Origin of the sequence: Lelliottia jeotgali (assembly GCF_016771845.1) — a bacterium.
GTDB classification, from domain to species: Bacteria; Pseudomonadota; Gammaproteobacteria; order Enterobacterales; family Enterobacteriaceae; genus Enterobacter; species Enterobacter jeotgali.
Genome location: NZ_JAENMQ010000014.1, coordinates 83,516 through 95,852, shown reverse-complemented (window position 1 = coordinate 95,852; position 12,337 = coordinate 83,516). Strand labels below are relative to the sequence as shown.

The 12,337-nt window shown below is 53.1% G+C and carries 9 protein-coding genes; 8 read left to right on the top strand and 1 reads right to left on the bottom strand.

From position 1 onward, the window contains the following. Positions 1-18: 18 nt before the first annotated feature. Genes atpG through JBO43_RS20290 form a run of 3 tightly spaced genes read left to right on the top strand, consistent with a single transcriptional unit; the run spans position 19 to position 2,731 of the window. Positions 19-882: a F0F1 ATP synthase subunit gamma gene (gene atpG, locus JBO43_RS20300; RefSeq protein WP_095284095.1), complete on the top strand. Its 864-nt coding sequence runs from the start codon at positions 19-21 to the stop codon at positions 880-882. Positions 883-908: 26 nt separating this feature from the next. Next, entirely contained in the window at positions 909-2,291 is a 1,383-nt protein-coding gene (gene atpD, locus JBO43_RS20295; RefSeq protein WP_095284097.1) for a F0F1 ATP synthase subunit beta, read from the top strand. Positions 2,292-2,311: 20 nt separating this feature from the next. After that, positions 2,312-2,731, top strand: coding sequence for a F0F1 ATP synthase subunit epsilon (locus tag JBO43_RS20290; RefSeq protein ID WP_003023809.1), 420 nt, complete (start codon positions 2,312-2,314; stop codon positions 2,729-2,731). Between the two features lie 303 nt (positions 2,732-3,034). Here the strand turns inward: JBO43_RS20290 and JBO43_RS20285 are convergent, their stop codons facing one another. Then, the gene (locus tag JBO43_RS20285; protein WP_202674928.1) at positions 3,035-5,131 is read right to left on the bottom strand and encodes a right-handed parallel beta-helix repeat-containing protein; all 2,097 of its coding nucleotides are present in this window, start codon (positions 5,129-5,131) and stop codon (positions 3,035-3,037) included. Positions 5,132-5,475: 344 nt separating this feature from the next. Between JBO43_RS20285 and glmU the strand changes: the two genes are divergently transcribed. From glmU to pstA, 5 genes are all read left to right on the top strand, one after another. Beyond that, positions 5,476-6,846 carry a bifunctional UDP-N-acetylglucosamine diphosphorylase/glucosamine-1-phosphate N-acetyltransferase GlmU gene (glmU, locus tag JBO43_RS20280; RefSeq protein ID WP_095284100.1) on the top strand — a complete coding sequence of 457 codons (1,371 nt, stop codon included), beginning with the start codon at positions 5,476-5,478 and terminating at the stop codon, positions 6,844-6,846. Between the two features lie 334 nt (positions 6,847-7,180). After that, on the top strand, positions 7,181-9,010 hold the full coding sequence (glmS, locus tag JBO43_RS20275; protein ID WP_202674927.1) for a glutamine--fructose-6-phosphate transaminase (isomerizing): 1,830 nt from the start codon (positions 7,181-7,183) through the stop codon (positions 9,008-9,010). Positions 9,011-9,309: 299 nt separating this feature from the next. Further along, complete coding sequence (pstS, locus tag JBO43_RS20270) at positions 9,310-10,350, top strand: phosphate ABC transporter substrate-binding protein PstS (RefSeq protein WP_095284103.1); 1,041 nt, start codon at positions 9,310-9,312, stop codon at positions 10,348-10,350. A 128-nt stretch (positions 10,351-10,478) separates the two neighbouring features. Then, positions 10,479-11,438, top strand: a complete 960-nt coding sequence (gene pstC / locus JBO43_RS20265; RefSeq protein ID WP_095284105.1) for a phosphate ABC transporter permease PstC — start codon at positions 10,479-10,481, stop codon at positions 11,436-11,438. Then, on the top strand, positions 11,438-12,328 hold the full coding sequence (pstA, locus tag JBO43_RS20260) for a phosphate ABC transporter permease PstA (RefSeq protein WP_095284106.1): 891 nt from the start codon (positions 11,438-11,440) through the stop codon (positions 12,326-12,328). The genes pstC and pstA overlap by 1 nt, the downstream gene beginning before the upstream one ends. The last annotated feature ends 9 nt before the right edge of the window (positions 12,329-12,337 follow it).

Below are 12,337 nucleotides of genomic sequence, written 5' to 3'. Positions count from 1 at the left end.
GGCATTGAGGAGAAGCTCATGGCCGGCGCAAAAGAGATACGTAGTAAGATCGCAAGCGTCCAGAACACGCAAAAGATCACTAAAGCGATGGAAATGGTCGCCGCTTCCAAAATGCGTAAATCGCAGGAGCGCATGGCGGCCAGCCGTCCTTATGCAGATACCATGCGCAAAGTGATTGGTCACCTTGCGAACGGTAATCTGGAATACAAACATCCTTACCTGGAAGAACGCGACGTTAAACGCGTGGGCTACCTGGTGGTGTCTACCGACCGTGGTCTGTGCGGTGGCTTGAACATTAACCTGTTCAAAAAGCTGCTGGCTGAAATGAAAGTCTGGTCCGACAAAGGCGTTCAGAGCGATATCGCGATGATCGGCTCCAAGGGTGTTTCTTTCTTTAATTCAGTGGGTGGCAACATTGTCGCTCAGGTGACCGGCATGGGTGATAACCCGTCCCTGTCCGAACTGATCGGCCCGGTTAAAGTGATGTTGCAGGCCTATGATGAAGGCCGTCTGGACAGACTGTATGTGGTCAGCAACAAATTTATTAATACGATGTCTCAGGTTCCGACCCTCACTCAGCTGCTGCCATTGCCGGCATCAGAAGATGAAGAGTTAAAACATAAAGCCTGGGATTACCTGTATGAACCTGATCCGAAACCGCTGCTGGATACCCTGCTGCGTCGTTACGTTGAATCTCAGGTTTATCAGGGCGTAGTAGAAAACCTGGCCAGCGAGCAGGCCGCACGTATGGTGGCGATGAAAGCCGCGACCGACAATGGCGGCAGCCTGATTAAAGAGCTGCAGTTGGTATACAACAAAGCTCGTCAGGCCAGCATTACTCAGGAACTCACCGAAATCGTCGGTGGTGCATCCGCGGTATAACCAGGTTAATTCGTAGAGGATTCAAGATGGCTACTGGAAAAATTGTCCAGGTAATCGGCGCCGTGGTTGACGTCGAATTCCCTCAGGATGCCGTACCGCGCGTGTACGATGCTCTTGAGGTTCAGAATGGTAATGAGAGCCTGGTGCTGGAAGTTCAGCAGCAGCTCGGTGGTGGTATCGTGCGTACTATCGCCATGGGTTCTTCCGACGGTCTGCGTCGTGGTCTGGAAGTTAAAGACCTCGAGCATCCGATCGAAGTCCCGGTTGGTAAAGCAACGCTGGGTCGTATCATGAACGTGCTCGGTCAGCCGATCGACATGAAAGGCGACATCGGCGAAGAAGAGCGTTGGGCGATTCACCGCGAAGCGCCTTCCTATGAAGAGCTGTCAAGCTCTCAGGAACTGCTGGAAACCGGTATCAAAGTAATGGATCTGATCTGCCCGTTTGCAAAAGGCGGTAAAGTCGGTCTGTTCGGTGGTGCGGGTGTGGGTAAAACCGTAAACATGATGGAGCTGATCCGTAACATCGCGATCGAGCACTCCGGTTACTCCGTGTTTGCTGGTGTGGGTGAGCGTACTCGTGAGGGTAACGACTTCTACCACGAAATGACCGACTCCAACGTTCTGGATAAAGTATCCCTGGTTTACGGCCAGATGAACGAACCACCAGGAAACCGTCTGCGTGTGGCACTGACCGGCCTGACTATGGCTGAGAAGTTCCGTGACGAAGGTCGTGACGTACTGCTGTTCGTTGATAACATCTACCGTTACACCCTGGCCGGTACTGAAGTATCTGCACTGCTGGGCCGTATGCCATCAGCGGTAGGTTATCAGCCGACTCTGGCGGAAGAGATGGGCGTTCTGCAGGAACGTATCACTTCTACCAAAACCGGTTCTATCACCTCCGTTCAGGCGGTATACGTACCTGCGGATGACTTGACTGACCCATCTCCAGCCACCACCTTTGCTCACTTAGATGCAACCGTGGTACTGAGCCGTCAGATCGCGTCTCTGGGTATCTACCCGGCCGTTGACCCGCTGGACTCTACCAGCCGTCAGCTGGATCCACTGGTTGTTGGTCAGGAACACTACGACACCGCGCGTGGCGTTCAGTCCATCCTGCAGCGTTACCAGGAACTGAAAGACATCATCGCGATCCTGGGTATGGACGAACTGTCTGAAGAAGACAAACTGGTGGTAGCACGTGCGCGTAAGATCCAGCGCTTCCTGTCCCAGCCGTTCTTCGTTGCAGAAGTCTTTACCGGTTCTCCGGGTAAATTCGTATCGCTGAAAGATACCATCCGTGGCTTTAAAGGCATCATGGAAGGCGAATACGATCACCTGCCAGAGCAGGCGTTCTATATGGTTGGCACCATCGATGAAGCTGTCGAGAAAGCCAAAAAACTTTAACGCCTTAATCGGAGGGTGATATGGCAATGACTTACCACCTGGACGTCGTCAGCGCAGAGCAACAAATGTTCTCTGGTCTGGTCGAGAAAATCCAGGTAACGGGCAGTGAAGGTGAACTGGGTATTTTCCCAGGGCACGCCCCGCTGCTCACCGCCATTAAGCCTGGTATGATCCGCATCGTAAAACAGTTCGGTCATGAAGAGTTTATCTATCTGTCCGGCGGCATTCTTGAAGTGCAGCCTGGTAGTGTGACCGTTCTTGCTGATACCGCTATTCGTGGACAGGATCTCGACGAAGCACGAGCTCTGGAAGCGAAGCGTAAAGCAGAAGAGCACATTAAGAGCTCTCATGGCGACGTGGATTACGCACAGGCCTCAGCTGAGCTGGCTAAAGCGATCGCGAAACTTCGCGTTATCGAGTTAACCAAAAAAGCGATGTAACACCGGCTTGAAAAGCACAAAAGCCAGTCTGGATTCCAGACTGGCTTTTTTTATGGCTGCGTTTCAGATTTTATGGAACTGAAAAGGTGTTTTAATATTTTGTGATTTTCGTCACAAAAATATTGATCGGTTAAAAATTGAGGAGTAGACTTCTTTTTGTGATGTGTGTCACATAATTAACTCCAGCAAAATTGGGATACCAACATGAAACTGATCAATAAAGTCATCGCTCTCTTCAGCAACATGAACGTCTCTTTCGGTACGTTCAACCTGTAATCTGCTGTATGCCGAGTGGCGCCACGCTTACCGTTGTGTGATAAGCGAAGCGCCATCTGGCAGCTCTTCCCCGTTGTTATTCACGCTCTTCCCGTCCGCGATAAAATAGTTCGTCTCATCTATATTCCCGACCACAGCATCATCATAGCGACCGGGCTGCGTGCGTATGGATTTATTCCCGCTGAACACACCTTGCGTTGAAGCGTTGCCATACGGGCTCGGACGAAAGATAAAGTTAAAGCGTTGATTGTCCACCGCCACATTGTTCGTCACCACCAGCTTGCCGGGATTGAAGTTGTCGGTAAATCCATCCAGATGATTCCCTTCCGCTTTGCTGTTACTCACCTCATGCGCCACCGGCTGCCCTTCTCCACCCAGTTTAAAGCCGTTGCTGGTGTTATTGCGGGCGATTGAATTCTCGATCACCACAACGCCGTTTGCGCCATCTTCTATCTTATTAAACAGATCAAAACCGTCGTCGATGTTGTCGTGCGAATAGCAATTTTCCAGACGATTGCCCTCCCCGACACGCATCTTCACTGCAAAACCATCGGCATTGATTTTGCCGGGATCTTCATTGGCGTAGGATTCAGAGTTAATCACCCGGTTATTGCTTGCCCACAGCGCGCGGCCCACGTTATCCGGGGACGATATTTGAATGCCCGTATCGTCGTTACGGTATGCGGTGACATTTTCAATCAGGTTATGGCTGCCCTGTATGCGCAGGCTTTTGTCGGTAATATCCACGCCCTTGATATCCCAGTAGCTGGCATCCACCAGCAGACCGTGAATCACGGCCTTGCCGTCTGCCTGCAATATTTTGCGCCGATCGGCGTTGCCGCTGGCAGACAGTGGAATTTCGCTGCGCGGATAATCCCCGGCTTTAAGGACGATAGTCCCGCCCGGTGCGAGCAGGTCAATTGCTGTGGCTAAATCCAGCGGCGAGGCGAGCGTGCCTTTTCCGTCGGCTTTTCCATCAGGCGCGGCGTGAATTGTCATTTCTGTAAATTCATTCACTTTATCAACGGTAAATTGCTGCTGAATCGCCTCGCCCTGCGCGGGGGTAAAGCTCAGGTTAAAGGTATTATTTTCTGTCAGCGTGGTTGGCAAGGAATACATTTCCCCGGCTTTGACTGCTTTATCATTACCGATCACCACTTCGTTCTGGCGCACACTAAACACGCCATCGTTATTCGCTCGGGCCTGAACAAGGTACTTATCAGAGGTGCTTTTGCTGGCGGAAGTTAGCTGTACGACAACCGGTAGCGCTTTTGCCTGCCAGGGTTTCGAGGCCGAAGTTTCTGCGACCGAGGTGGTCAGCGAGGCGTCCGTTACGGTGATTTTGGCATTACGCGAGGCGAAAAATCCGACGTAATAGTGGTCTTTATCCTGCACCGAGATCAAGTCCGCACGCGGTACGCTTTGGCTGATCCACTCGTCACTTCCTACGGGAGACCAGGCGGTGATAAAGCCGTCGTTGGTGCGTTGCAGCTTCAGGCGAAATTCCGGCGTTTTGCCCAGGTCGATCTCTTCTTTATAGCTCTGCTTTTTGATTGCCGCGCCCGCGTTACCCCAGGGTTGGGAAATCCCTTCGCGGGTGACCGCCTGCATTTTGACTCGCTGATGGTCCTTTTTATCCTGCGTCATAATGGCATTCATTACCAGGTTTGAGGCCGCTGGAAACTCTTCATAACCCTCTTTTAGCGGCTGCTGGCGCGGCACGCCAATGACATCGCGTACCAGAAGTCCGGCCCCTTCCTGCGCGGCGGGTTTTGCGCCATTCTCCGGGCCAAACTGCTCAACTTTGACGGTGGCCAACAATTCGAAATTCTCGCGAGTCGGCAGTTCGGTATAGAAAAAGGTTAACCCGTCGTGAGAATTGGCGATCTTGCCGCCACGACTTTCAATGGTGATGGGTTTTGAGAGATCGGCCATGTCCTGCGGCGTCAGCTTTTTGCCGTCAATGGTGACGTCGTTGACGCCTATTTTTTCCGGCAACACGTTAGACGAAAAGTTAAGATCGGTTGATTGCCCAAAGGCAATCGCTTTCCAGACGTGCTGCCCGGCAGCAGAAACAGCAAAGGAGCTACACATCATTAGGGCCAGAGGTATTTTATAATTCATCTTATTCTCCTGATTGATAATTGAGCGCCATTATCATCAAGATGAAACAGTGTTTCTTTTTTAGGTGTCACAATATTGAATAATTAAAACGCTGTTTTGCTTTGTGCGGATCTTTATTCTTGAGGCGAAAAAATCGCTAACCTGTTGTGAACCCTTGCGACTAGCCTTAAGAAAGCTATTTTCCAGAGAAAAAGTGATTTACTCTGACCGCAAAACTATCCTCAAATAGCGAATATCGCCGGATGTTGAACGTTTTACCAGCGTTCCATTTTATGACGCAAAATATGTAGAATTTTCAACGTCAAAGGGTTTTACTTCTCACTCAAATTACAGTCAGGACGCGTATGTTGAATAATACGATGAGCGTGGTCATCCTTGCCGCTGGCAAAGGTACGCGCATGTATTCCGATCTTCCTAAGGTGCTACACACGCTGGCAGGAAAGCCAATGGTGCAGCATGTCATTGATGCTGCTGGGGAACTTGGCGCAAGCAAGGTCCATCTGGTGTATGGCCACGGCGGAGATTTGCTCAAGCAAACCCTGCGTGATGACAAACTCAACTGGGTCCTTCAGGCAGAACAGCTGGGAACGGGCCATGCGATGCAGCAGGCCGCGCCGTTCTTTGCGGATGACGAAGACATTCTGATGCTCTACGGCGATGTCCCGCTGATCGCGGTAGAAACGCTGACTCGCCTGCGTGAAGCCAAACCGCAGGGTGGAATCGGCTTACTGACCGTAAAACTCGACGATCCCACCGGCTATGGCCGCATCACGCGTGAAAACGGCAAAGTGACCGGCATCGTTGAGCACAAAGATGCCTCAGACGAACAGCGTCAGATTCAGGAAATCAATACGGGTATCCTGATCGCCAACGGCGCGGACATGAAGCGTTGGCTGGCAAAACTGAACAATAACAATGCACAGGGTGAATACTACATCACCGATATCATTGCCCTGGCGCACCACGAAGGGAATGAGATTGTCGCTGTTCATCCCGAGCGTCTGAGCGAAGTTGAGGGCGTGAACAACCGCTTGCAACTTTCCCGTCTGGAACGTGTTTATCAGGCCGAGCAGGCCGAAAAACTGCTGCTGGCGGGCGTGATGCTTCGCGATCCGGCGCGTTTTGACCTGCGCGGGACGCTGGAACATGGGCGCGATGTCGAAATTGACACTAACGTTATTATTGAAGGTCAGGTCACGCTTGGGAATCGCGTCAAAATCGGCACTGGCTGTGTTATCAAAAACAGCGTCATTGGCGATGACTGCGAGATTAGTCCATACAGCGTAGTAGAAGATGCGCACCTGGAAGCGGCCTGCACCATCGGTCCGTTCGCGCGTCTGCGTCCAGGCGCTGAGTTGCTGGAAGGCGCGCACGTTGGCAACTTTGTTGAAATGAAAAAAGCGCGTCTGGGTAAAGGCTCCAAAGCGGGCCATCTGAGCTATCTGGGCGATGCGGAAATCGGCGACAACGTGAATATCGGTGCGGGTACGATCACCTGTAACTACGATGGCGCGAACAAGTTTAAAACCATCATCGGTGACGATGTGTTTGTCGGTTCCGATACCCAGCTGGTGGCTCCGGTGACGATCGGTAAAGGCGTGACCATCGCTGCCGGAACGACCGTGACGCGCGATGTGGCGGATAATGAGCTGGTGCTCAGCCGCGTACCGCAGGTGCACAAGCAAGGCTGGCAGCGCCCGGTGAAGAAAAAGTAACAACAAGGCGGGTGGCGCTTCGCTTACCCGCCCTACAATTTTGTCTGTCGGCGTCGCCGATGGATGTGGGGTGAGGGGATAACATAATCCCCCGCCCAAAGGCAGTACCTAAAAATATAACCCCACTCTCTACAAGGCTCGGGGCGCCCTAAAAAGGCATACTCAAAGGATTTCGCGTTGTGACAAGGCGGCAAACGTGAGAGTCCATGGGAGCTTACTTAAGTAAGTGACCATGGCGAGCACGTGCAGCCAACGCAGTCACAGCGTGAAGGACGAAGAGTAATACAGGTCAGCGACAACGCATGGCATAACGCCATTCTCAGGAAATCTAACTATGTGTGGAATTGTTGGCGCAGTTGCGCAGCGTGATATTGCTGAAATCCTTCTCGAAGGTTTACGTCGTCTGGAATACCGTGGCTACGACTCAGCCGGTCTGGCAGTCGTTGATGCAGAAGGTCATATGACTCGTCTGCGTCGTCTCGGTAAAGTGCAAATGCTGGCGCAAGCCGCGGAAGAAACGCCTCTGCACGGCGGAACCGGCATCGCGCACACCCGCTGGGCGACGCACGGCGAACCTTCAGAAGGCAACGCGCACCCGCATGTGTCTGAACACATTGTGGTGGTGCATAACGGCATTATCGAAAACCACGAACCGCTGCGCGAAGAGTTGAAAGCGCGTGGCTATACCTTTGTCTCTGAAACTGACACCGAAGTTATCGCGCACCTGGTTCACTGGGAGCTTGAGCAGGGCGGTACGCTGCGCGAAGCCGTGTTGCGCGCCATTCCTCAGCTGCGTGGCGCGTACGGTACGGTAATCATGGATTCTCGCGATCCAAGCACCCTGCTGGCGGCACGTTCCGGCAGCCCGATGGTTATCGGCATGGGTATGGGCGAGAACTTCATTGCTTCCGATCAGCTGGCTCTGCTGCCGGTGACGCGTCGCTTTATTTTCCTCGAAGAGGGTGACATCGCGGAAGTGACCCGTCGCAGCGTGACGGTGTTTGATAATTCCGGCGCGCTGGTCAAGCGTCAGGAGATCGAATCGAATCTGCAGTACGATGCGGGCGACAAAGGCGCGTACCGTCATTACATGCAGAAAGAGATCTACGAGCAGCCGAACGCGATAAAGAACACATTGACCGGGCGTATTAACCACGGTGAGGTGGACCTGAGCGAGCTGGGTGCCAACGCCAACGAAATGCTGGCGAACGTCGAGCATATCCAGATCGTGGCCTGCGGCACCTCTTACAACTCGGGTATGGTTTCGCGCTATTGGTTTGAAGCGCTGGCGGGCGTGCCGTGCGATGTCGAAATCGCCTCGGAATTCCGCTACCGCAAATCTGCTGTGCGCCGTAACAGCCTGATGATCACCCTTTCCCAGTCCGGCGAAACGGCGGATACCCTGGCGGCGCTGCGTCTGTCAAAAGAGCTGGGCTATCTCGGTTCTCTGGCGATCTGCAACGTCCCAGGCTCTTCGCTGGTGCGTGAATCCGATCTGGCGCTGATGACCAAAGCGGGCACCGAAATCGGCGTAGCATCGACCAAAGCGTTCACCACTCAGCTGACCGTGCTGTTGATGCTGGTGGCGAAACTGGCGCGTCTGAAAGGCCAGGATGCCTCTATTGAGCACGATATCGTTCACGGGCTGCAGGCGCTGCCGAGCCGTATCGAGCAGATGCTGTCCCAGGACAAACGCATCGAAGCCCTGGCTGAAGATTTCTCTGACAAACACCACGCCCTGTTCCTTGGCCGTGGCGATCAGTATCCTATTGCGCTGGAAGGTGCACTGAAGCTGAAAGAGATCTCTTACATCCATGCGGAAGCCTACGCTGCTGGCGAGCTGAAACACGGCCCGCTGGCGCTGATTGATGCCGATATGCCGGTGATTGTTGTGGCGCCTAACAACGAACTGCTGGAAAAACTGAAATCGAACATCGAAGAAGTGCGTGCCCGTGGCGGCCAGCTGTACGTCTTCGCCGATCAGGATGCCGGGTTTGTCAGCAACGACAACATGCACATCATCGAGATGCCGCACGTCGAAGAAGTTATTGCCCCAATCTTCTACACCGTTCCGCTGCAGCTGCTGGCGTATCACGTCGCGCTGATCAAAGGAACCGACGTCGATCAGCCACGTAACCTGGCGAAATCCGTTACCGTAGAATAATCCCTTCAGGCTCCACTTTCGGGTGGAGCTTTTTTCACCCCCTCCCGTTTTTTTTATTTATGACAATCTGTCATCTTCAGCTACTTTTTTAGTGTCATAGAAATAAAATTTTTCTGAAATCGCACTGTCATATAGTCGGCTAACACGATGATTGTTAATGATAATTTTGCCAATTCTTAAATCAAACTTTCAGTGTCATAAAACTGTCATAATTCGTACATTTATCTGTCACCTGTTTGTCCTACTTTGCTCATCGTAGCCACTCAAACAATGATTTACGAAATCTTGCAGGAGACATTATGAAAGTTATGCGTACCACTGTCGCAACTGTTGTCGCCGCGACCTTATCTCTGAGCGCTTTCTCTGTATTCGCAGAAGCAAGCCTGACTGGCGCTGGTGCAACATTCCCTGCGCCGGTGTATGCCAAATGGGCTGATACTTACCAGAAAGAAACCGGTAACAAGGTTAACTATCAGGGTATCGGCTCCTCCGGTGGCGTGAAACAAATTACCGCGAACACCGTCGATTTCGGCGCATCAGACGCTCCATTGTCTGATGACAAACTGGCGCAGGAAGGTCTGTTCCAGTTCCCAACCGTTATCGGTGGTGTTGTGCTGGCCGTGAATATCCCTGGCCTGAAATCTGGCGAACTGGTGCTGGATGGCAAAACCCTGGGTGATATCTATCTCGGCAAAATCAAAAAATGGGATGACGAAGCCATCACCAAACTGAACCCAGGTGTCAAACTGCCTTCGCAGAACATCGCCGTGGTTCGTCGCGCTGACGGTTCCGGTACCTCCTTCGTCTTCACCAGCTACCTGGCGAAAGTGAACGAAGAGTGGAAATCCAAAATCGGTTCGGGCTCTACCGTGAACTGGCCGACTGGTCTGGGCGGTAAAGGTAACGACGGTATCGCCGCGTTCGTACAGCGTCTGCCTGGCTCAATCGGCTACGTAGAGTACGCTTACGCTAAGCAGAACAACCTGGCTTACACCAAGCTGATCTCTGCCGATGGCAAACCGGTTAGCCCGACTGAAGAGAACTTTGCGAATGCTGCTAAAGGCGCAGACTGGAGCAAAACCTTCGCACAGGATCTGACTAACCAGAAAGGTGACGGCGCGTGGCCAATCACGTCTACCACCTTCATCCTGGTCCACAAAGATCAGAAGAAACCTGAGCAGGGCGCTGAAGTGCTGAAGTTCTTTGACTGGGCGTACAAAAACGGCGGCAAACAGGCTAATGACCTGGATTACGCCAGCCTGCCGGACAGCGTGGTTGAGCAGATTCGTGCTGCATGGAAAACCAACGTCAAAGACAGCAGCGGTAAAGCGCTGTACTAACAGGATATATTTAACGAAGATGGCGGGTGGCGCTACACTTACCCGCCCTACGGTTTAATCTGTAGGCCCGGTAAGCGTAAGCGCCACCGGGCATAATCGTAAAACGTCTCAAAATAGAAGAGTGATTTATGGCTGCAACCAAGCCTGCTTTTAGCCCTCCGGGGAAACATGGTGACAAAATTTTCAGCGCGCTGGTAAGACTGGCTGCGCTGATTGTGCTATTGCTGCTGGGCGGCATTATCGTGTCACTGATATTCTCCTCCTGGCCGAGCATCCAGAAATTCGGTTTTGCCTTCCTGTGGACCAAAGAGTGGGACGCGCCAAACGACATCTACGGTGCGCTGGTGCCGATCTACGGCACGCTGATGACCTCGTTCATCGCCCTGCTGATCGCGGTTCCGGTAAGCTTTGGTATCGCCCTGTTCCTGACAGAGCTGGCACCAAACTGGCTGAAGCGCCCTCTGGGTATCGCGATTGAACTGCTGGCGGCGATCCCGAGTATCGTTTACGGCATGTGGGGCTTATTCATCTTTGCGCCACTGTTTGCGACTTACTTCCAGGAACCGGTGGGGAACATTCTTTCCAATATCCCGTTTGTGGGCGCGCTGTTCTCCGGCCCGGCGTTCGGGATTGGTATCCTGGCCGCAGGCGTTATCCTCGCTATCATGATTATTCCGTACATTGCGGCGGTTATGCGCGATGTGTTCGAACAAACTCCGGTGATGATGAAAGAGTCGGCCTACGGCATCGGCTGCACCACCTGGGAAGTTATCTGGCGTATCGTTCTGCCGTTCACCAAAAATGGTGTGATTGGCGGTGTAATGCTCGGCTTAGGTCGCGCGCTGGGTGAAACTATGGCCGTGACCTTTATCATCGGTAACACTTACCAGCTCGACAGCGTCTCGCTGTACATGCCTGGCAACAGCATCACCTCTGCGCTGGCGAATGAGTTCGCTGAAGCGGAATCGGGGCTGCACGTGGCGGCGCTGATGGAGCTGGGTCTGATCCTGTTTGTTATCACCTTCATTGTTCTGGCGATCTCTAAGTTTATGATTATGCGCCTCGCAAAAAGTGAGGGGGCACGCTAATGACAACGCTCGAAATGCAGTCCACCGCTCAACTGGCTGAATCTCGCCGCAAAATGCAGGCGCGTCGCCGTATGAAAAACCGTCTGGCGCTGACGCTGTCGATGGCGACTATGGCGTTTGGTCTGTTCTGGCTGGTGTGGATCTTGTTCTCTACCGTAACGCGCGGTATCGATGGTATGTCGATTGCGCTGTTCACCGAAATGACTCCGCCGCCGAATACCGCTGGTGGTGGTCTTGCGAACGCCCTGGCGGGTAGCGGATTACTGATCCTGTGGGCGACCGCTGTCGGTACGCCGCTCGGCATCATGGCGGGGATTTATCTGGCGGAATATGGCCGTAAATCCTGGGTCGCAGAAGTGATTCGTTTCATCAACGATATCCTGCTTTCTGCGCCGTCTATCGTGGTCGGTTTGTTCGTTTACACCATCGTGGTCGCACAGATGGAACACTTCTCCGGCTGGGCGGGCGTGATTGCGCTGGCGCTGCTGCAGGTGCCTATCGTGATTCGTACCACCGAGAACATGCTGAAACTGGTGCCGGACAGCCTGCGTGAAGCGGCTTATGCGCTGGGGACACCGAAATGGAAGATGATTTCGGCGATCACCCTGAAAGCGTCGGTGTCGGGGATCATGACCGGTATCCTGCTGGCGATTGCTCGTATCGCGGGTGAAACCGCGCCGCTGCTGTTCACCGCGCTCTCCAACCAGTTCTGGAGCACGGACATGATGCAGCCGATCGCTAACCTGCCGGTCACCATCTTTAAATTTGCGATGAGCCCGTTCGCGGAGTGGCAGCAGCTGGCCTGGGCCGGGGTGCTGATTATTACCCTTTGCGTACTGTTGCTGAACATTCTGGCGCGCGTCATTTTCGCGAAGCAGAAACACGGTTAATTTTGACGG

Excerpts from the sequence above, each read along its gene's own strand:
- atpG (WP_095284095.1), top strand. The coding sequence starts at position 19 with ATGGCCGGCGCAAAAGAGATACGTAGTAAGATCGCAAGCGTCCAGAAC.
- atpD (WP_095284097.1), top strand. The coding sequence starts at position 909 with ATGGCTACTGGAAAAATTGTCCAGGTAATCGGCGCCGTGGTTGACGTC.
- JBO43_RS20290 (WP_003023809.1), top strand. The coding sequence starts at position 2,312 with ATGGCAATGACTTACCACCTGGACGTCGTCAGCGCAGAGCAACAAATG.
- JBO43_RS20285 (WP_202674928.1), bottom strand. The coding sequence starts at position 5,131 with ATGAATTATAAAATACCTCTGGCCCTAATGATGTGTAGCTCCTTTGCT.
- glmU (WP_095284100.1), top strand. The coding sequence starts at position 5,476 with ATGTTGAATAATACGATGAGCGTGGTCATCCTTGCCGCTGGCAAAGGT.
- glmS (WP_202674927.1), top strand. The coding sequence starts at position 7,181 with ATGTGTGGAATTGTTGGCGCAGTTGCGCAGCGTGATATTGCTGAAATC.
- pstS (WP_095284103.1), top strand. The coding sequence starts at position 9,310 with ATGAAAGTTATGCGTACCACTGTCGCAACTGTTGTCGCCGCGACCTTA.
- pstC (WP_095284105.1), top strand. The coding sequence starts at position 10,479 with ATGGCTGCAACCAAGCCTGCTTTTAGCCCTCCGGGGAAACATGGTGAC.
- pstA (WP_095284106.1), top strand. The coding sequence starts at position 11,438 with ATGACAACGCTCGAAATGCAGTCCACCGCTCAACTGGCTGAATCTCGC.